15 protein-coding genes and 1 pseudogene are annotated in these 18,876 nt (G+C 70.9%); 3 read left to right on the top strand and 13 right to left on the bottom strand.

Annotation, left to right across the window (positions count from 1 at the left end):
- Nucleotides 1-12 precede the first annotated feature (12 nt).
- From ACWGIS_RS18390 to ACWGIS_RS18365, 6 genes are all read right to left on the bottom strand, one after another.
- Nucleotides 13-1,101, bottom strand: a complete 1,089-nt coding sequence (locus ACWGIS_RS18390) for an NAD(P)-binding domain-containing protein (RefSeq protein WP_453363476.1) — start codon at nucleotides 1,099-1,101, stop codon at nucleotides 13-15.
- A gap of 48 nt (nucleotides 1,102-1,149) precedes the next feature.
- A complete protein-coding gene (locus tag ACWGIS_RS18385) occupies nucleotides 1,150-2,304 on the bottom strand; it encodes an LLM class flavin-dependent oxidoreductase (protein WP_453363475.1) in 1,155 nt (384 codons plus the stop codon).
- Between the two features lie 2 nt (nucleotides 2,305-2,306).
- Complete coding sequence (locus ACWGIS_RS18380; RefSeq protein ID WP_453363474.1) at nucleotides 2,307-3,338, bottom strand: ABC transporter substrate-binding protein; 1,032 nt, start codon at nucleotides 3,336-3,338, stop codon at nucleotides 2,307-2,309.
- Nucleotides 3,339-3,411: 73 nt separating this feature from the next.
- Entirely contained in the window at nucleotides 3,412-4,173 is a 762-nt protein-coding gene (locus ACWGIS_RS18375; protein WP_453363473.1) for an ABC transporter ATP-binding protein, read from the bottom strand.
- On the bottom strand, nucleotides 4,146-5,036 hold the full coding sequence (locus ACWGIS_RS18370) for an ABC transporter permease (protein WP_453363472.1): 891 nt from the start codon (nucleotides 5,034-5,036) through the stop codon (nucleotides 4,146-4,148). The genes ACWGIS_RS18375 and ACWGIS_RS18370 overlap by 28 nt, the downstream gene beginning before the upstream one ends.
- A 151-nt stretch (nucleotides 5,037-5,187) precedes the next feature.
- A complete protein-coding gene (locus ACWGIS_RS18365) occupies nucleotides 5,188-5,271 on the bottom strand; it encodes a putative leader peptide (RefSeq protein ID WP_349817350.1) in 84 nt (27 codons plus the stop codon).
- Nucleotides 5,272-5,393: 122 nt separating this feature from the next.
- On the opposite strand from ACWGIS_RS18365, the gene ACWGIS_RS18360 reads away from it, so the two are divergent.
- Nucleotides 5,394-5,816 (top strand): secondary thiamine-phosphate synthase enzyme YjbQ, encoded by a 423-nt coding sequence (locus ACWGIS_RS18360; protein ID WP_453363471.1) that lies wholly within the window; start codon nucleotides 5,394-5,396, stop codon nucleotides 5,814-5,816.
- Between the two features lie 146 nt (nucleotides 5,817-5,962).
- Here ACWGIS_RS18360 and ACWGIS_RS18355 read toward each other — a convergent pair whose 3' ends face one another.
- The 7 genes from ACWGIS_RS18355 to ACWGIS_RS18325 all read right to left on the bottom strand — a co-directional run bounded on the left by ACWGIS_RS18355 (nucleotide 5,963) and on the right by ACWGIS_RS18325 (nucleotide 15,944).
- Nucleotides 5,963-6,850 carry a glycosyl hydrolase gene (locus ACWGIS_RS18355; protein WP_453363470.1) on the bottom strand — a complete coding sequence of 296 codons (888 nt, stop codon included), beginning with the start codon at nucleotides 6,848-6,850 and terminating at the stop codon, nucleotides 5,963-5,965.
- Nucleotides 6,851-7,404: 554 nt separating this feature from the next.
- Nucleotides 7,405-8,145: a class I SAM-dependent DNA methyltransferase gene (locus ACWGIS_RS18350; protein ID WP_453363469.1), complete on the bottom strand. Its 741-nt coding sequence runs from the start codon at nucleotides 8,143-8,145 to the stop codon at nucleotides 7,405-7,407.
- 162 nt (nucleotides 8,146-8,307) lie between these two features.
- Nucleotides 8,308-10,371 (bottom strand): glycoside hydrolase, encoded by a 2,064-nt coding sequence (locus tag ACWGIS_RS18345; RefSeq protein WP_453363468.1) that lies wholly within the window; start codon nucleotides 10,369-10,371, stop codon nucleotides 8,308-8,310.
- A 103-nt stretch (nucleotides 10,372-10,474) separates the two neighbouring features.
- Entirely contained in the window at nucleotides 10,475-12,535 is a 2,061-nt protein-coding gene (locus ACWGIS_RS18340; RefSeq protein ID WP_453363467.1) for a beta-galactosidase, read from the bottom strand.
- 99 nt (nucleotides 12,536-12,634) lie between these two features.
- The gene (locus ACWGIS_RS18335) at nucleotides 12,635-13,975 is read right to left on the bottom strand and encodes an ABC transporter substrate-binding protein (RefSeq protein ID WP_453363466.1); all 1,341 of its coding nucleotides are present in this window, start codon (nucleotides 13,973-13,975) and stop codon (nucleotides 12,635-12,637) included.
- Nucleotides 13,976-14,058: 83 nt separating this feature from the next.
- The gene (locus ACWGIS_RS18330) at nucleotides 14,059-15,012 is read right to left on the bottom strand and encodes a carbohydrate ABC transporter permease (protein ID WP_453363465.1); all 954 of its coding nucleotides are present in this window, start codon (nucleotides 15,010-15,012) and stop codon (nucleotides 14,059-14,061) included.
- A 5-nt stretch (nucleotides 15,013-15,017) separates the two neighbouring features.
- Complete coding sequence (locus ACWGIS_RS18325) at nucleotides 15,018-15,944, bottom strand: carbohydrate ABC transporter permease (protein WP_453363464.1); 927 nt, start codon at nucleotides 15,942-15,944, stop codon at nucleotides 15,018-15,020.
- Nucleotides 15,945-16,227: 283 nt separating this feature from the next.
- Between ACWGIS_RS18325 and ACWGIS_RS18320 the strand changes: the two genes are divergently transcribed.
- Together ACWGIS_RS18320 and ACWGIS_RS18315 are read left to right on the top strand one after the other, a co-directional pair.
- Nucleotides 16,228-17,220, top strand: a complete 993-nt coding sequence (locus ACWGIS_RS18320; RefSeq protein WP_453363463.1) for a LacI family DNA-binding transcriptional regulator — start codon at nucleotides 16,228-16,230, stop codon at nucleotides 17,218-17,220.
- 433 nt (nucleotides 17,221-17,653) lie between these two features.
- Nucleotides 17,654-18,524, top strand: a pseudogene (locus tag ACWGIS_RS18315) (thioesterase II family protein).
- Nucleotides 18,525-18,876 lie beyond the last annotated feature (352 nt).

Genomic DNA, 18,876 nt, shown 5'->3' with positions numbered 1-18,876 from the left:
CCCGCCCGGACGTCACGCGGTGGCCGGCACCTCCGCCAGCAGCCGCCTGATGTCCCGCACCGCCGCGCGTCCGGCCCGGTTGGCGCCGATCGTGCTGGCCGACGGGCCGTAGCCCACCAGGTGGACACGCGGATCGGCGACCGCCCGGGTGCCGTCCACGCGGATGCCGCCGCCCGGCTCACGCAGCCGCAGCGGAGCCAGGTGGTCGATCGCCGCCCGGAAGCCGGTCGCCCACAGGATGACGTCGGCGTCCACGCGCCGCCCGTCGTCCCACACCACGCCGTCCGGGGTGATCCGGTCGAACATCGGCAGCCGGTCCAGGACACCGTCCGCCAGCGCCTGCCGGATCGCGTCGTTCAGGGGCAGGCCCGTCACCGACACCACGCTCTCCGGCGGCAGGCCCCGGCGGACCCGTTCCTCCACGAGGGCCACCGCCGCCCGGCCCACGTCCTCGCTGAACGGGCCCTCGCGAAAGACGGGCGGCCGCCGGGTGACCCACGTGGTCGCGGCCGCGTACGGGGCGATCTCCATCAGGTGCTGGGTGCCGGACGCGCCCCCGCCCACCACGACGACCCGCGATCCGGTGAACTCCTCGGGACCCGGGTACTGCGCGGTGTGCAGCTGGCGGCCCCGGAAGGTCTCCTGGCCCGGATAGCGCGGCCAGAACGGCCGGTCCCAGGTGCCCGTCGCGTTGATCAGCGCCCGCGTCGACCACGTACCGTCCGACGTCTCGACGAGCAGCCGGCCGCCCTCGCCCGGACGGACCGCGCTCACGTCGACCGGCCGGCGCACCCGCAGGCCGAAGGTGCGCTCGTACCTGTCGAAGTACTCGGCGATGACCTCGGACGACGGGCGTGCGGGGTCCGCGTCCGTCAGCTCGAGGCTCGGCAGCGAGTGCATCCCGTGCACCTTGCCGTACGTCAGCGACGGCCAGCGGAACTGCCAGGCGCCGCCCGGACGCGGGGCGTGGTCCAGCACCACGAAGTCACGCTCCGGTTCGAATCCGGTGCGCCGCAGATGATGGGCGCTGGACAGGCCCGCCTGCCCGGCGCCGATGACCACCACGTCGACCTCGCGTACTGCTGCCCCGGTGCTCTCCACGCCTCTGCCAACCGGACCGGGGTCCGGTTTCTTCCCGGGCCGGTGGCCTCAGCGGCCGCTCGCGACCAGCAGCGGCACGCCCCCGCCCGCGGTGGTGCCGGGCAGCAGTCCGCGCGCCGCCAGATCCGGGATCACCCCCTCGCCGAACCAGTACGCCTCCTCCAGGTGCGGATAGCCGGAGAGCACGAAGTGCTCGATGCCCAGCGCGTGGTACTCCTCGATCCGGTCGGCGACCTCGGCATGACTGCCGACGAGGGCCGTCCCGGCGCCGCCGCGCACGAGGCCCACGCCGGCCCACAGGTTCGGGGAGATCTCCAGCTCGTCCCGCGAGCCGCCGTGCAGGGCGAGCATGCGCTGCTGGCCCACCGACTCGCTGCGCCCGAGCGCGGCCTGGGCGGCGGCGACGGTCTCCGCGTCCAGGTCGCCGAGCAGCCGGTCCGCCGCCGACCATGCCTCGGCGGCCGAGTCCCGCGAGATGGTGTGCAGCCGGATGCCGAAGCGGACGGTGCGGCCCTCGCGCTCGGCGAGCGAGCGGATCCAGTCGATTTTCTCCTTCACCTGGGCGGGGGGCTCACCCCAGGTGAGATACACGTCCGCGTGCCGGGCGGCGACGGGACCGGCGGCGGGTGAGGAGCCGCCGAAGAAGATCTCCGGCAGCGGGTCCGGCGGCAGCGCCGTCAGTCCGCCCTCGACCTGGTAGTGGGTGCCGTCGAAGTCGTACGGCTGTCCGCTCCACACCCCGCGCACGACGGACAGGAACTCGTCCGTGCGGCCGTAGCGGCGGTCGTGGTCGAGATGGTCGCCGAAGCGGCGCTGCTCGGCGGAGTCGCCGCCCGTGACCACGTTCAGGAGCAGCCGCCCGCGGGTGATGCGCTGGTAGGTGGCCGCCATCTGTGCCGCGAGGGTGGGTGAGATGATGCCCGGCCGGAACGCCACCAGGAACTTCAGCCGCTCGGTGTGCTGCGCGAGCGCCACCGTCGTCAGCCAGGCGTCCTCGCACCAGGTGCCGGTCGGGGTGAGCACCGCCTCGAAGCCCAACTGCTCGGCCGCATTGGCGATCTGGGCCAGGTACTCGATGTCGGGCGGGCGCACACCGCTGACCGGACGCGCGCGGTCGACGGGGTTGGACGCGTAGGCGTGCCGGTCCACGAGGGTGCGGCCGTCACCACCGGTCGGCAGGAACCAGTGGAGATGGACGGTCATGGTCAGGACTCCTTCGGCACGCGCGGGGCGGTGGTCGAGGCGGGCAGGTCGCCGTTGAAGCGGGTGTCGACGAAGTCGCCGAAGTCGACCTTGCGCGGGATCAGCTTCAGGGCGGCGAAGGCGTCGACGATCTCCTGCTCGGAGGCGACGAGCTTGTCGTCGACGGCGACCGGGACGCGCGAGGCGTTGGTGCGCTTCACCGACGCCAGGGCCACCTCGTACGGCAGTCCGGTGTCCTTCGCCCACACCTTCGCCCAGGCTTCGGGGTGGTCGTAGACCCAGTCCTGGGCGCGCCGCAGCCGCTCCAGGTAATCGGCGACGGCCGCCTCCTTCTTCTTGTCGGCGAGCGCGTCGGGCGCGGCCACCTGGAAGGTGAGGCCGTTCACCACGCCGTCGCCGTCGGTCAGGACGCGCCCCTGCCCGGCTTTCAGCACCTGCGAGGTGTACGGGTCCCAGACCGCCCACGCGTCCACCTTGCCGCTGGTGAAGGCGGCGAGCGCGTCGGCGGGCTGGAGGTACTTCACCTTGATGTCGCCCAGTTCCAGCCCGGCCTTCCGCAGCGAGGCGACGAGCTGGTAGTGGGCGGACGAGCCCTGCGCCACGGCGACCGACTTGCCCTTCAGCTCCTCCGGCCGCTTCAGCGGCGACGTGTCCGGTACGAGGATGGTGTCGCCCCTGGACGTGCCGTGCCAGGCGGCCACCACCTTGATCTCCGAGCCGGCGCCTGCCGCGAAGACGGGCGGGGTGTTGCCGACGCCGCCGATGTCGACGGCCTTGGCGTTGACCGCCTCCAGCAGGGGCGGACCGGAGGTGAACGTCGACCACTTGATTGTGTAGTCCAGGTTCTTCAGCTCCCCGGCGGCTCGCAGCACGGCCTCCGAACCGCCCTTCTGGTCACCCACGTCGAGCGTGAGGGAGCCCTTGCCGTCGGTCCCGCCCCCTGTCGAGGTCTCGGCGGCGGAGTTCCCGCCGCAGGCGGCGAGCAGCAGAGCGAGGGGGAGGAGCAGAGCGGCGGGGGCGAGGCGTCGGCGCATGGGGCAGTCCGTTCGGTCGGTTCAGGTGAGGGCGGGTCCGGCCCGCTGCACGCGCGGTGCCGGGCGGGTGGGGTCAGGCGGCTTCGGCGGCGGTGTCGACACCCAGCCGTTCCAGGAGTTCGGCGCGCAGTTCGGCGAACCGCGGGTCGGTGATGTCGCGCGGGCGGTCCAGGTCGACACGGGTCTCGTACGCGATGACCCCCTCGTCCATGACCAGGACGCGGTCGGCGAGCAGCACCGCCTCCTCGACGTCGTGGGTGACCAGCAGGACGGCGCAGCCGCGGCGCTGCCACAGCCGGCCGACGAGCCGCTGGGTCTTGATGCGGGTGAGGGCGTCGAGGGCGCCGAAGGGCTCGTCGAGCAGCAGCAGGTCGGGTTCGCGGACCAACGCGCGCGCCAGGGAGGCGCGTTGGGCCTCACCGCCGGACAGCGTCCTGGGCCAGGCGTCCGAGCGGTGGGTGAGACCGACCTCGGTCAACGCCTGTTCGGCGACGGCTCGTTCGGGCTTGCCCGGCAGTCCCAGGAGCACGTTGCGCCACACCTTCTTCCACGGCATCAACCGGGGTGCCTGGAAGGCGACGGCCTTGCGGCGCGGCACCAGCACGGTGCCCTCGATGTCCCGGTCGAGGCCGGCGAGGATGCGCAGCAGGGTGGACTTGCCGCAGCCGCTGCGGCCGAGCAGCGCCACGAACTCGCCCGGCTGGACGTCCAGTCGGAGGTGGTCGATGACGGCGCGGCCGTCGAAGGAGCGGGTCAGGCCGTCCACGCGTACGGCCGGTGCCGGTACGGGTGCGGTCCTCTTGGGGGTCACCGGCCGGTGAACGTCGGTCGCCATTGCAGCAGCAGCCTTTCGAGGGAACGGACGACGAAGTCGGCGAGCAGGCCGAGGAAGGCGTAGACGATGAGGCAGACCACGATCACGTCGGTGCGCAGGAAGTCCCGGGCCTGGACCATGAGGAACCCGATTCCGGCGTCGGCGTTGATCTGCTCGGCGAAGACGAGCGCCAACCAGGCGATGCCCAGCGAGTAGCGCAGGCCCGTCATGGCGCCGGGGAGCGCGCCGGGCAGGACGACGTGGCGGACCAGTCCCCACCGGGACAGCCCGAGGGATTCCCCGGCCTCGATGAGCTGGGAGTCGACGCCGCGGATGCCCGCGTACACGTTGAGGTAGAGCGGGAAGGACACCCCGAGGGTGATGATCGCGACCTTCGGCGCCTCGCCGATGCCGAACCAGATGATGAACAGCGGGATGAGGCCGACGAACGGGACGGTCCGCAGCATCTGCACGCTGGCGTCGACCAGGTCCTCGCCGATCCGGAACAGCCCCGAGACCAGGGCGAGTCCGGTGCCGACGACGGTGCCGAGGAGCAGTCCCACGGCGACGCGCTGCAGGGAGACGCCCATCGCGTTCGGCAGCGAGCCGTCCGCGATCAGGTCCCGGCCGACCCGGGCGATGGTGCCGGGGGAGGCCAGGACGTCGGCGGTCAACGCGCCCGTGGCGCTGAGGAGTTGCCACAGCCCGAGCAGCAGCACGGGGCCTGAGGTGCGGCGCAGCCAGCGGGGGACGCGGGTGCGCCGGCCGGAGGCGGGGACGATCGGTTCGAGTTCGGGTGACGCGTGTCCGGCGGAGACGCCGTTCTTGGAGATTACTGATATGTCGGACTCGCTGGAGCCCGGCGGGGCATGGCTGATGCTCATGTGTGCTCCACGGGGAGGCGGGCGGCCGGAGAGGAGACGCGTGGATGCCGCCGCCCCGGCGGATCAGCCCGTCAGCGGACCGACGGGTGACCGGACGTGCGGGTGGCGGGCGGCGCGCAGGGGCACGCGGGACGAGCGGGGTGAGAGGGCGTCAGCAGCCGCGGCGACACGCGGCGGAGGCCACCCGCAGCAGGTCGATGTGACCGCGCGTGGTGAGCAGGGCTGAACGCAACATGCGGCAGAAAGTAGCCAGACGGCAGATGCACGGTCAATGGCGTCTCGCGGAATGGACTTCGCGTATCACCGCGAGCGCGCCGGGTCACGTGTGAAACCCGGCCCATGGGTCAGGATGGGGTCATGTCCGAAGCCTTCACCACGCGCGTCCTGAACATCGCCTCCGGCACGTCCGAGAACGTCGTCGACCTCACCCGCGACTGCGAGGCCTTCCTGAGCGAGGCGGCGGCCGGGCGCGACGGCCTGCTGAACGTGTTCGTCCCGCACGCCACCGCCGGAGTGGCGATCATCGAGACCGGGGCCGGCAGCGACGACGACCTGCTCGCCGCCCTGCACACCCTGCTCCCCGCCGACGACCGCTGGCAGCACCGCCACGGCAGCCCCGGCCACGGCCGCGACCACGTGCTCCCGGCCGTCGTCCCGCCGCACGCCACCCTGCCGGTGATCGCCGGACGGCTGGAGCTCGGGACGTGGCAGTCGGTGTGCCTGGTCGACACGAACAAGGACAACCCCGAGCGGAAGGTGCGGTTGTCGTTCCTCGGTTAGTGGCTGCCGCGGGACTGTGAGGTGGGCCCGGGAGTACGGGCGGGGTCTCCGGGCGCGCCGAGCGATGGTCCGCCTACGTCTCTCGCGTGAGGCGCATACCGACGGGCCCGGACGACATGTGTCGTCCGGGCCCGTTGTGACAGTTCTCAGCCGCCGAAGCGGAGCTTGTACTGTGCCTTGCCGTTCGGGAATTCGTTGAGTGTCCCGCCGCCCCAGTCGAGGTCGAAGTACGCCTGGTACTTCGAGTCCTGGACCAGCTCGGCCATCCGGTCGATGAAGTAGGGCGAGTCCCCTCCTCCCGCGTAGGAGTCTCCCTTTCGGTACAGGCCCCATTCCGGATACGACTTCGGCTTGTTGTGCGCGGCGGCGAACGTTTTGAACTCGTTCACGCCCATGGCGGTGGTGAGCGTGTGGTTCCATCGCTGAGCAGGTGTGACGCCCGGGTGCTGCCACCACACGTCGTAGATGTTCAGACCCACGATGTCGACGTAGCTGTCGCCGGGGTAAAGGGTCTCGAAAGACGTGACCTTGCCCGCGGGACCCACGGCCATGTTGTAGTCGAACTGGAAAGCCGCTCCGGTACGAGCGCGCATCAGCGTGACCACGCGACGGAACATCGCCCGATAGGCTGCCGGGTCGTCGGTTCCCTGCCAAGATCCGATGTTCCTGTTGTTCCCCTCGTATCCGAGGCGAACGACGGAGTCACCCAGACCGTTCTTGATCATCAGGTCGGCGAGGTCTCGGAACTGGCTGTCGTACGTGCCGCTGAGGCCGGCCGTGAAGTTTCCGCCCTTGGGCAGCATCGGCAGACCGAGCACGAACCGCCGGTCGGCCCTGGCCTTCTTCCAGTCGCCCCAGTACTTGGTCGCGTACTGATTCCACAGCGTGTTCTCGGACGGATCCAGGTAGTCGGTCGCGTCCACCTGCGACCGGTCGAGCCACGTCTGGGTGTTGTTCACCGCAGCCGTTTTCCCCGGGCCGACGTATACGCCCAGACGGGAGGGTGTGACGGCACCCTCTGACGGCATGGTCATGGACGTGAGGATAACTGCCGCCATGGCCAGTATCGTCGCCAGTTTTTGTTTCATTCCCGTCCTTCTTGACCGGCCGGTGCAGGGCCGATTTTTCGGCGCCGTGGCTGTATGGGCCCGCCGGCTCCCCGGTGGCCCCGTCATTCTCAGAAGGTCCTGGTGTACAGGCAATGAAAGATCTCTACTACGTGGAATCGTAGAAGAAGGGAGTCTTGCCAGGGCGTCGTCGGCGTGGTGTCCCCGGCGGTCGGGCAGGCGCCTTTCGTCTGTCGAACCGTCAGGGCACGGGTGCCGGCAGGGGTGAGGGCAGAAAAGTCCGGTATTCCGGGCACCGGTTTCACGGCATGAAGGGATTGCCCCTTTTGAGGCATTTCGTCCGGTGTGTCGGTGGGACCTGACTGCTATCCGGCATCGTTGGAGCTGTACGCGGCATGACGCATGTCACATCGCCCGCGACAGACATCGCCGGGACCGTCGCTCCACCGGCCTGACCGGCCCCGGCTCCGGCCGGGGAGGGTCGAGACCGCCGGTACGGCCGGCCCGCGGTCCGGACGGTCTCAGGACGGCTTGCGCCATACCGAGATGTGCTGCGGTGAGTCCTGGGTGAACGGTGTGCCGTTCCAGTCGGCGACGCGGCGCTCCAGGGTGAGGCCCGCGATCCGGGCCATCAGGTCGAGCTCCGCCGGCCAGGCGTACCGGTGCCGGGACGCGCCGCGGCGGTAGCGGCCGTCGTCGCCGTCACGGGTCAGGTGGTGCGAGACGAGGATCTGCTCGACCAGGTCGAAGGTGTCGAAGCCCAGGTGCCCGTCCGAGACGTCGAAGGGCACCGCCGTCTGGCCGGGTGGCAGGAAACGCAGGGGCGGCACTCCCAGCTCGATGACGAAACGGCCCCCCGGCGCGAGGTGGCGGGCGGCGTTGCGGAAGCACTCGACCTGCTCGTCCTGGGTGAGCAGGTTCGAGATGGTGTTGTAGACGAGGTAGACCAGGGTGAACTCGCCGGGCACGCGGGTCGTGGCCATGTCCCCGAGAGCGACCGGCAGGGTGTCCTCGTCGGCCTTGCGCCGCAGCACCGCCACCATGTGCTCGGACAGTTCGATGCCCGCCACGGGGATCCCCCGCTCGCGGAGGGGGACGCCGACGCGCCCGGTCCCGATCGCGAACTCCAGCGCCCGTCCGTCGCCCGCCAGTTCGGCGAGGAAGCCGAGGGCCGGGGCGAGGAAGGCGGCCGAGGTCCTCTCGCCCTCCTCGGCGTCGTAGCGTTCGGCGGTCGCCCGGTTCCACATTTCGCTGCTCGTCACGGTCGTTCAGCCTGCCCGCCGCGCCGCGGCTCTGTCGAACGAATAACACCCCGGCCGACCGGCCGCCGGCGACGGCTGCCGACCGGCGCCGGGTGCACAGCGGATGCCTCCGCCCCCTGTCGTAGCGGGTGCGGAGGCATGCGCGGCGACGGGCCGCCCGGTCTACGAACCGGTGCGGCCGGTCACGTCCGAGAGCGTCCACCGTTGATTGGCGCCGGAGTTCGGGGTCCACACGGTGACGGCCGCGCCCTCCGAGGTGGCCTGGCCGCCGACTTCGAGCAGCCGGCCGTCGGCGGCGTTGACGAGGGTCCAGGAGCCGTCGCCGGTCGTGGACGCGATCCATTGGGCGGCCCTGTCCGTACGGCCGTGGTCAGCCTCCAGCACGGGCACGCCGTTCCGCACGGCCACCCGCCGTCCCTGCGCGGGGTCGGTGAGCACGTACCGCTGGAGGTTCCCGCTGTCGTCGCCGGTGCGGCGCAGTCGCCACCGCTGCCCGTCGCCGCCAACCTCCGTGCCGGCGGACCTGATGACGAGCCCGGTGCCGTCGTCCGCGACGGTGAGGGCCTTGCCGCTCTGCACGCCCGTCAGCCGGTAGGTGTGGCCCTTCTGGGCGAGCGCCGCGTCCTCGGCGGCGCCGGACACGCCCTTGACGAGGAAGGACGTCACGGACTGGGCGGGCACGGTCAGGGTGGCCTGCTCACCGGTGACTTGGACGGGTGCCCCTCGGTCGAGCTTGCCCTCGGCGCTCGTCACGACCGGCGTCACCGTCGCGCCGCGCGCGATGTGGCCGAACTTGGACAGGTCGATCGTCACCGCACGGGCGCCGGTGGTCCTGTTGACGTGGACGACCGTCGCGGCGTCGCCCTTGCGGGAGACGGCCGCCGCGCTCGCCGTGTCGTCGGTGCCGATCAGCCGGTCGCCGGGCTTGATGTAGTGGGTGAAGTTGCGGGCGGTGTCGAACTTCGTGTTCGTGCGCACCGGGCAGGTGGCCAGGGTGTCCGCGGACGTGCAGCTGAACGGGACCTGGATGCTGCCCCAGTTGCCGCCCTTCGCCGACTCGCCGCCCGGCTTCATGTTGTCCAGGTCCTCGACGGGCTGCCAGAACACCCAGGCCCTGGGCTCCAGTTCGCGCAGGTCGTCGACCATCTGCTGGGCGAGGCCGAGTCCGGGCCGCATGTCCGTGAAGCTCTGGCCGTCGCCCCAGTCGCCCTCGACCTCGCTCATCCACAGCGGTGTGCCGGCCGCCTTGGCGAGGTCGCGCACGCTGGTACGGCCGCCCGTCCCGTAGGTGTGGACGTTCATCTGGCCGACGAGGCCGCGCACTTCGGCGGGGTAGGTGTTCCAGTTCTGCGCGAAGAGGCCCGGGTTGGTCTCGTCCATGGCGGAGATCTCCGTGCCGGTCCCCGCCTTCCTCAGGGCGGGAGCCAGCGCCTCGATCACCTTCCGCTGGAGCTCCGGACCGATGTGGGCGCCTTCCTGACGGCCGCCGACCGGCTGCCCGTCGGCGCCCAGACGCGTGCTCCAGTAGCCGGTGTTGGGCTCGTTGAAGGGGTCCAGCGTGTCGACCTGGATGCCGTGCGCCTGCTCCAGCCGCTTGGTCGCGCCCGCCAGATAGGCCGCGAAGTCGTCGACGGACTCGTTCTTGAGCTGGTCCTCGGTGGCATTGAAGCCGCCGGAGACGTAACCGCTGCGGGTCATGAACCAGGGAGGCGAGTTGCTGAACGTCTCCCAGCGGTCGACGTCGCCCTTGATGCGGTCCACCCACCAGCGCTGCGTGGCGTCGGCGTCCGGGTTCCAGTCGGCCGCGTCCTGCGCGTTCCACCAGTCGGTGTCCTCACGCGTCGTGCCTGCCGGGGCCTTCCACCAGCCCTCCACGGCCCCTCCCGCGCGGAGGTAGTCCTTGACGTCGGGCGCGTTGCCGCCGCCTATGTTGTAGCGGGCGATGTTGAGGCCGAGTCCCTCGTCGCCGAAGAGGAGGTCGGCGAGCCGCTCGCGGATCTCGGGCGGGTAGTCGCCGGTGGCGTTGGCGAACCAGACCAGGCTGGTGCCCCAGCCCTCGAAGCGCTGCGCCCGGTACGAGGGGTCGGGGGAGACGGTGACGGCCGATGCCGCCGTCCGCGCCTCCGCGTGCCCCGGTGGTGCGGTGACCAGGGTCGCTCCGAGGGTCAGAGCGGTGACCCCGAGGGGTCCCAGAAGCCGTCGTCGTGTGCGGGTGCGGCGTGCCAACGTGTGCTCCCAACTCGTCTGCGGTCGCTGCGGTGGTCCGTCGTGCCCCGTGGACGGGGCACGACGGTGTGCCCCCTCGAATCAGGCGTGGATGCGGCTCGACTCAGGGGTGTCGGAGGTCGGGCTGTCGCAGTACGGCGACGTCCCGGGGCGGCAGGACGAGCGCGCCGTCGGCGTCCTTCCGGCCGATCAGGAGTTCCCCGTCGAGTCCCGCCAACGGCACGGCCGCGTCGGTCCGGTTGACCAGGAACAGGTAGCGGGCGCCGGAGCCCCGGCGCACGGTCAGTTCGACGTGTCCCCGTGCCGCGTCGGGCAGTTCGGAGGTGACACCGGCCGGTGCGAGCAGCCGCGGCAGGAGTCCGGCCAGCCCGTCGGCGCCGAGCCGGGTGGACACGTACGCGGCCGAACCCCGGCCGGCCGTACGGCGCGTGACGGCGGGAAGTCCCGCGTGGGTGCCGCTGCGATAGCGGCCCAGGACGTCGACCTCGGGGTCGGTGACGGTGATCCGGTCGGTCCACAGGCTGCCGGTCGGGGCGCCGTCCAGGTCCAGTTCGACGGTGTCTCCGTCCAGCAGCGGGCCGAACTCCTCGACGCGGATGCCGAGCAGCTCGCGCAGCGCCCCCGGGTAGCCGCCGAGCCAGACGTGGTCGTTCTCGTCGACGACACCGGAGAAGTACGTCGTGACCAGGTGCCCGCCCTGCTCGACGTACCGGGTCAGGTCCTTGGCCAGCGCGGTCGGGACCATGTGCAGCACGGGTGCGATCAGCAGCTCGTGGCGGCCGAGGTCGGACCGCGCGGTGACGACGTCGGCCCGGACGCCGAGCGCGAGCAGCGCGGAGTACCAGTCGAGGGCCTCCCGCCGGTAGTCCAGGCGGGAGGTGGGGTGGGAGTCCTGCTCGCTCGCCCACCACGACTCCCAGTCGAAGACGATGCCGACCCGGGCGGGCTCGCGTTCGGTGCCGGCGACGGGGGCCAGCGTCCGCAGGGTGCGGCGGAGCGCGGTGACCGCGCGGAACAGCTCGCTGTCGGGTCCGGCGTGCGGGACCATCGCCGAGTGGTACTTCTCGGCGCCGGCCGCCGACTGGCGCCACTGGAAGAAGCAGACGGCGTCGGCGCCGTGCGCGACGTGCACCAGCGAGTCGCGGGCCAGCTCGCCGGGCCGCTTGGCCACGTTGATGGGCTGCCAGTTGACGGCGCTCGTCGAGTGCTCCATGAGGAACCACGGACGGCCGTCGGAGATGCCACTGACGAGGTTGGCGGAGAAGGACAGTTCGTCACGGTCCTGCGGGCCGGGCACCACGTAGTGGTCGTTGGAGACGAAGTCGATCTCGTCGGCCCAGTCGGCGTAGTTCATGCCCTTCGTGCCGCCCATCACCATGAAGTTCGTGGTGACCGGAACGTCCGGGGTCAGCTCGCGCAGCACGTCGCGCTCCGCGCGCAGGTACTCTTTCAGCGCGTCGGAGGAGAAGCGCTTGAAGTCCAGCTGCTGGGTCGGGTTCGGGTGCGAGGCGGCCAGCCGGGGCGGCAGGATCTGCTCCCAGTCGCTGTAGCGCTGGGACCAGAAGGCCGTGCCCCAGGCGTGGTTGAGCGCGTCGAGCGTGGTGTAGCGGGCGCGCAGCCAGTCGCGGAAGGCGCGGGCGGCGTCGTCGGAGTAGTCGTAGACGTTGTGGCAGCCCAGTTCGTTGGAGACGTGCCAGGCGACCAGCGCCGGATGGTCCGCGTACCGTTCGGCCATCGCGCGCACCAGGCGCAGCGCGTGCTCGCGGAAGACGGGGGAGGTGGGGCGCCAGTGCTGCCGCGCCCCCGGCCACAGTGTCTCGCCGGAGGCGGTGACCGGGAGGATCTCCGGGTGGGCCGTGGTGAGCCAGGGCGGCGGGGAGGCGGTGGCGGTGGCCAGGTCGACCCCGATGCCGCCCGCGTGCAGCAGGTCCATGATCTCGTCGAGCCAGGCGAAGTCCCACTCGTCCGCGGCGGGCTGGATGCGGGCCCAGGAGAAGATCCCCACGGAGACGATGTTGACGCCGGCCTCGCGCATCAGCCGGATGTCGTCCGCCCACACCTCGCGCGGCCACTGCTCGGGGTTGTAGTCGGCGCCGTACGCGAGGCGCGGGGTGGCGTCACCGTCCGGCCCGTGCTGCAGCCGGGACAGGAGGGTGGAGATCATGGTGGTCCTTCCGGTGTGCCGCCCGGGGCGGGGGAGTGGTCCGGCCCGCCCCGGATGGCGACGTGAAACGGTGTGCTGTCAGCGCTTGTTGACGTACCGTCAGTTCTCGACGGTGAAGCCCTGCTCCTTGCCGTACTTGACGGAGGCGTCCTGCCAGGACTTCAGGCCGTCGGTGAGCTTGGTGCTCCCGACGTACGCCTTGCCGACCGTGTCGTTGAAGATCGAGTTGGCGTACTGCTGGAAGGGCAGGTACGACCAGTCGTCGGCGACGTCGGCGGCGGAGTCCGCGAAGATCTCGTTGGCCTTCTGGCCGCCGAAGTACGCGAACTCGGTGTTGCGGAACTCCTCGGACTGCAGCTCGGCCTTGGTCGCCGGGAAGGCGCCCTCCTTGACCCGGCTCTGCACACCGGCACCGGAGTTGGCGTACTCGACGAAGGCGTAGGCGAGTTCCTTGTTCTTGCCGAGCGCGGGCAGGGTCAGGGAACTGCCGCCGTTCTCCGCGCTCGCCTTGTCGCCCTTCGTCCAGGCCGGCATCGGCGCGGCGCGCCAGTCACCGGAGGCGTTCGGGACGCCGGTGACAAAGTTGGCGGGCATCCAGGCGCCGCTGGCGAGGGTGGCTATGGTGCCGTCGCCCAGGCCCTTGTACCAGTCGTCGGTCCAGCCGTTGATCGGCGCGAGGAGCTTCTCGTCGATGAGCTTCTGCCAGGTGTCGGTGTACTTCTTGGCGCCCGCGTCGGAGAAGTCGACCTTCACCTTGGTGCCGTCGACCTTGTAGGGGCGCGAACCGGCCTGCCACAGCATGCTGGTGGTGAAGCCCGCGTCGCCGGCGTCGTTGGCGATGTAGACCTTCGGGTCGGCCTTGTGCAGCTTGCGGGCCGCCTCGACGTACTCGTCCCAGGTGGTCGGCACCTCGATCTTGTACTTGTCGAAGACCTTCTTGTTGTAGAAGAGCGCCATCGGGCCGGAGTCCATCGGCAGGCCGTAGACCTTGTCACCGTCGCTCACGGCGTTCCACGGGCCGGGGGTGTACTTGCCGGCCAGCTTGTCCGCGCCGAAGGGTGCCAGGTCGGACAGGCCCTTGGTGAGGGAGTACTGGCCCAGCGCGAAGTACTCGACCTGCGCGACGTCGGGGACGCCCTTCTCGGCGGAGATGGCGTTCGACAGGGCGGTGTAGTGCTTGTCGCCCGACCGCTCACCGACCAGGTTGATGTCGACCTTGGGGTACTTCTTCTCGAAGTCGGCGGCGACCGTCTTGAGCGTGGGCTCCCAGGCCCAGACCGTGACCTTGCCGCCCTTCTCGAGAGCCGCCTGCACGTCGTCGGCGGAGACCGGCTTCTGACCGGAGCTGTCGTCGTCGGAGCCGCCGCAGGCGGTGGCGCCCAGGGCGAGGACGGAGAGGACGGCGAGGCCGCGCATCAGGCGGCTGGTCGTTCTGCGCATGGAGGTGCTTCCACTTCTTCGTGGGAGGGACGGGCGGTGGGTGGAGGAGCCGGGACCCGCGGGGGCGGTGGCTCGGGGGCGGGTCATTCCTTGACGCTTCCGGCGGCGAGGCCGGACTGCCAGTACTTCTGCAGCAGGAGGAACGCCGCGATCAGCGGCACGATGGTGAGCAGCGAACCGGTGATCACGAGGTTGAAGATCACGTCGCCGCCGATCGTCTCGGCCTGCGAGTTCCAGGCGCTCAGACCGAGGGTCAGGGGATACCAGTCGGGATCCTTGAGCATGATCAGCGGCAGGAAGTAGTTGTTCCAGGTCGCGACCGTGGTGAACAGCAGGACGGTCACGATGCCCGGAGCGAGCAGCGGCAGGGCGACACGGAAGAACGTGCGCGCCTCGCCCGCTCCGTCGATGCGGGCCGCCTCCAGCAGCTCGACGGGGATGGCCTCGGTGGCGAAGACCCACATCAGGTACAGGCCGAAGGGCGAGACCAGGGACGGGATGATCACCGCCCACGGTGTGTCGGTCAGCCCCATTTTGCTGAACATCAGGAACGTCGGCACCGCCAGGGCGGTACCCGGCACGGCGACGGCGCCGATGACCACGGCGAAGACACCGCGCTTGCCGGGGAAGTCGAACTTCGCCAGCGCGTAGCCGCCGATGATCGCGAGGAAGGTGGCACCGCCGGCGCCGAGCACCACGTACAGCAGGGTGTTGAGGAGCCAGCGGCCGAAGATGCCGTCGTTGTAGGTGAACGTCTGCCTGATGTTGTCCCAGAGAGCGAAGTCGTCCGCGAACCACAGTCCGGAGGAGTCGGCGAGCCCCTGCTGCGTCTTCGTGGCGCTGATCAGCAGCCACACCAGGGGAACCACGGTGTAGACGAGGATCAGGCCGGTGACCACGGTCAGCGGGAGACTGCGCCGGGGCCGCCCGGGGACGTGCTCGGCGCGCTTGCGCAGTCGGGGCACGCTCCCGGCCGGGCGGGCCGGCGGGGCGGCCGCGGCCGGGGAGACGGTGGCTGGGCTGCTCGTGCTGCTCATCGAGGTCACGCTCCCTTGCGCATGCCGCGAAGCTGCACGACATAGGCGATGACCATCGTGATCAGGCCCATGATGATGGCGACCGCCGCGGAGTAGTTGTGCTGCTGGCCGTTGAAGGACAGCGAGTACGTGAAGAAGTTCGGGGTGTAGTCCGTCGTGATCGCGTTCCGCGCGAGAGGCCGCAGGATGTTCGGCTCGTTGAAGAGCTGGAAGCTGCCGATGATCGAGAAGATCGTCGCGATGACCAGGGCACCGCGGATGGCGGGGAGTTTGATGGCGGTGATGACACGGATCTGCCCGGCGCCGTCGATCTCCGCGGCCTCGTACAGCGAGCTCGGGATGACGCGCAGCGCGGAGTAGAAGATCAGCATGTTGTAGCCGACGAACTCCCAGGTGACGATGTTGCCGATGGAGGCGAGGACCAGGTCGCTCGACAGCGGGTCGGGCAGGGTGACGCCGAACGCGTCGTTGATGTCCCCCACCAGCCCGTACTTGGTGCCGTACATGAAGCCCCACATGAGGGTGGCGACCACGGCGGGCACCGCGTAGGGCAGGAAGATCGAGATGCGGAAGAAGTCCGTGCCGTAGAGCCGCCCGCTGTCCAGGGCCAGCGCCACGAGCAGGGCGATCCCCAGCATGATGGGCACCTGGACCAGCAGGAACAGCGACACCCGGGCCAGGGAGGACCAGAACTGGTCGTCCTGGAGCGCCTGTTGGTAGTTGTCCAGGCCGACGAAGGTCGTGCCGCCGATGAGCTGGTCCCGGAACAGGCTGAGGTAGATCGAGTAGCCGATGGGCGCCAGGAAGACGAAGGCGAAGACCACCGCGAAGGGGCCGATGAACCCCCATCCCGCCCAGGAGCGGCGGTCCGGTTTCGCCGGGGGCCGCTCCGGGCGCCGGCGCACGGCCGCGGGGGGTTGAAGCGTCGTCATGTCGTTCCTCGCTCGTCCATCTCGGAACCGGCGTCGCACGCCGCCGCGATGTTTACGTAAACATAAAGGTCCGGACGGGGTCTAGGGCTGTTATGTTTACGTAAACATCTGATGGCGGCATGTCTACACTGCCCCCATGTCGGTGGTCAAGGGTCGCTTCGCGATACGGCGGCCCGGGTAGCGAGGGAGACGAGTGGACACCGCGGACAGCGCCTCAACACCCGTGGAACGGGCTGACGATCGCAGGACGAGACCGGCCGGGCGTCGTACACAGAGTGCGTCCATGGCGGACGTGGCCCGGCTCGCCGGGGTGTCCTCGCAGACCGTCTCGCGGGTCTCCAACGGCTACTCGGGAGTCAACGAGGAGACGCGGCGGCAGGTGCTCTCCGCCATGAAGGAACTGGGCTACCGGCCCAACAGCGCCGCCCGCGCCCTCAAGCGCGGCGAGTTCCGCACCATCGGCGTGATCACCTTCAACCTCTCCACCACCGGCAACATGCGGACGCTGGAGGCCATCGCCACCTCGGCGGCACAGGAGGGCTACGCCGTCACGCTCCTGCCGGTCGCCGTGCCCACCCAGGACGAGGTGCGGGGTGCCTTCTCCCGCCTCGGCGAACTCGCCGTCGACGCGGTCATCGCCATCATGGAGGTGCACCTGCTCGACGCGGCGACCATCTCCCTGCCGCCCCACGTGCAGGTCGTCGTCGCCGACTCGGACGCCGGTGACCGCTACTCCGTGGTCGACACCGACCAGGCCGGGGGAGCGCGGGCGGCCGTCCGGCACCTGCTGGACCTCGGCCACTCCTCGGTCTGGCACCTCGCCGGTCCCGAGGAGTCGTTCGCGGCGCAGCGCCGTGCCGACGCCTGGCGGGCCGAACTCACCGATTCCGGCCGCCCGGTCCCGCCCGTCGTACGCGGCGACTGGTCGGCCGAGTCCGGCTACCGGGCGGGACTCCGGCTCGCCGAAGAGGAGGCGTGCACCGCGGTGTTCGCCGCCAACGACCAGATGGCGCTGGGTCTGCTGCGGGCGCTGCACGAGAGGGGCCGGCGGATCCCCGAGGACGTCAGTGTCATCGGCTTCGACGACATCCCCGAGGCCGGCTCCTTCCTGCCGCCCCTCACCACCGTCCACCAGGACTTCGCGGAGGTGGGCCGCCTCTGTGTCGAGGGCGTCCTGCGGCGGATGCGGCACGAGGGGACGGAGCACGGGACCACGCTCGTCCCGACGAAGCTCGTGGTGCGGGGCAGCACGGCACCGCGCTCGGACACGGCCTAGGGTCGGCCCTTCGGAACGAGCGGGCGTCGCGGGGCCCGTCGTCGCACCTCTGTGGGGGTGCCGTCGGTCGCCGGGCTCCGCGTCGACTCTCTCACCTCCGCCTTGCAGTTGCATCCCGGGGCAGGGCAGGGCAGGGCAGGGCAGGGCAGGGCGGGGCGGGGCAGGGCGGGGCAGGGCAGGGCAGGGCAGGACAGGGCAGGACAGGGCAGGACAGGGCAGGACAGAGCCGGGCGGGACCGGCCCGGAGGAGTTGCCTGCGTCGCGGGCGTCCGGCGTCTGTCCGCCGGCTGTCCGCCGTCCGTCGACTTCCCTCGCGTCCTCGGCGGTGTTTCCCGTGGGCGTCATGAGGCGGAGCTTGACGGGTAGTCATGAGACCTGTGTGGTCAGCCGGTTGACGTCGAGTGTCGCGCAGGCGGGTTGATGCGGGTGCCGGGTGCCGGGTGCCGGGTGCCGGGTGCCGGGTGCCGGGCGCCGGGCGTCGGGGCATGTCCTGTCGGGTCGAGACGAAGGGTGGGTCGCGTTGAGGGCGAGCAGGGATCCCTGGATCCGGGAGCTGCGCAGGGGGCGGCAGCCGGTGGCGCACGTGGTGTTCTTCCCGCACGCCGGAGGCGCGGCCACGTTCTTCACGCCGTTCGCTCCGCACTTCCCCGAGGAGTTCGACCTCTCGGCCGTTCAGTACCCCGGGCGCCAGGAGCGGCTGGCCGAGCCCTTCGTCCCCACCGTCGAGGGCCTCGCCGACCAGGTGGTGCCGTCGCTCCTGCGGTACGCCGAGGCTCCCGTGCCCCTGGTGTTCTTCGGGCACAGCATGGGGGCGTCCGTGGCGTTCGAGACCGCCGTCCGCCTGGCCGCCGCCTGTCCGGGGGGCGCCCCGCCGGCTGGTCGTCTCGGGGCGTTCGGCCCCCTCGGTGTACCGGAGCGAGGGCGTGCACCACGGCTCGGACCGGGAGGTCATGGACCACCTCGCCGCACTGGGCGGGACCGGTGACGGCATCGTGCACAGCCCGGACCTGATGGAGCTGCCGCTTCCGGCCATCCGCAACGACTACCGCGCCGTCGAGCTGTACCGTCCCGCCGTCCACGCCACGGTGTCCGTGCCCGTGCTGTGTCTCACCGGCGAGCAGGACGCGCGGGTGACACCCGAGGACGCCGCCGCCTGGAAGCGGCACACGTCGGGCGACTTCCGGGAGGAGTCCTTCCCCGGCGGCCACTTCTTCCTGTCGGAGCACCGGGAGGCGGTGGCCCGGCTCGTGGCGGACTGCGCCCGGTCCGGGCGGTGGGGCACCGGCGGGGACTCCCAGGGCTGAGGCGACGCTCGAAGTTCGACAGTCCGTCACTCAAGTCGCCAATGGGTTAAGGGAGTTCTGCCTACGCCCATTGGTGACGCTGTGTCAGGAAGTGCCGGTCCCGTCGGTGTCATGTGCGGGGAGCACCGGCCCCCGGCGGATGCACGTGCCCGCGCACAGGGTGTGACCGTGCGCCCCCGTGCGCCCGGCCGTCCGGCGCGGCGTCCGGGAGCGGCCGACGGCCGGAACCGCTCGCTCCACGCCTTCGCAGGGAGGTGTCCGTGCCCGGCCGGACGGGTCGGGCGGGCGGCCGCCGATGCCGGCCGCCCGGCGACAAGTGCCAACTGGCGAAGCGCTCGGAGGGGTTGCGGCC

This window comes from Streptomyces sp. NPDC054842 (genome assembly GCF_053611025.1).
The sequence above is the reverse complement of the archived record's forward strand: the minus strand, read 5'-3'. Positions and strand labels throughout refer to the sequence as shown.

Coding starts and splice junctions, on each gene's coding strand:
- ACWGIS_RS18365 (WP_349817350.1), bottom strand. CDS start 5,271: ATGTTGCGTTCAGCCCTGCTCACCACGCGCGGTCACATCGACCTGCTG.
- ACWGIS_RS18370 (WP_453363472.1), bottom strand. CDS start 5,036: ATGAGCATCAGCCATGCCCCGCCGGGCTCCAGCGAGTCCGACATATCA.
- ACWGIS_RS18375 (WP_453363473.1), bottom strand. CDS start 4,173: ATGGCGACCGACGTTCACCGGCCGGTGACCCCCAAGAGGACCGCACCC.
- ACWGIS_RS18385 (WP_453363475.1), bottom strand. CDS start 2,304: ATGACCGTCCATCTCCACTGGTTCCTGCCGACCGGTGGTGACGGCCGC.
- ACWGIS_RS18355 (WP_453363470.1), bottom strand. CDS start 6,850: ATGACCATGCCGTCAGAGGGTGCCGTCACACCCTCCCGTCTGGGCGTA.
- ACWGIS_RS18360 (WP_453363471.1), top strand. CDS start 5,394: ATGTCCGAAGCCTTCACCACGCGCGTCCTGAACATCGCCTCCGGCACG.
- ACWGIS_RS18330 (WP_453363465.1), bottom strand. CDS start 15,012: ATGAGCAGCACGAGCAGCCCAGCCACCGTCTCCCCGGCCGCGGCCGCC.
- ACWGIS_RS18325 (WP_453363464.1), bottom strand. CDS start 15,944: ATGACGACGCTTCAACCCCCCGCGGCCGTGCGCCGGCGCCCGGAGCGG.
- ACWGIS_RS18335 (WP_453363466.1), bottom strand. CDS start 13,975: ATGCGCAGAACGACCAGCCGCCTGATGCGCGGCCTCGCCGTCCTCTCC.
- ACWGIS_RS18380 (WP_453363474.1), bottom strand. CDS start 3,338: ATGCGCCGACGCCTCGCCCCCGCCGCTCTGCTCCTCCCCCTCGCTCTG.
- ACWGIS_RS18320 (WP_453363463.1), top strand. CDS start 16,228: ATGGCGGACGTGGCCCGGCTCGCCGGGGTGTCCTCGCAGACCGTCTCG.
- ACWGIS_RS18340 (WP_453363467.1), bottom strand. CDS start 12,535: ATGATCTCCACCCTCCTGTCCCGGCTGCAGCACGGGCCGGACGGTGAC.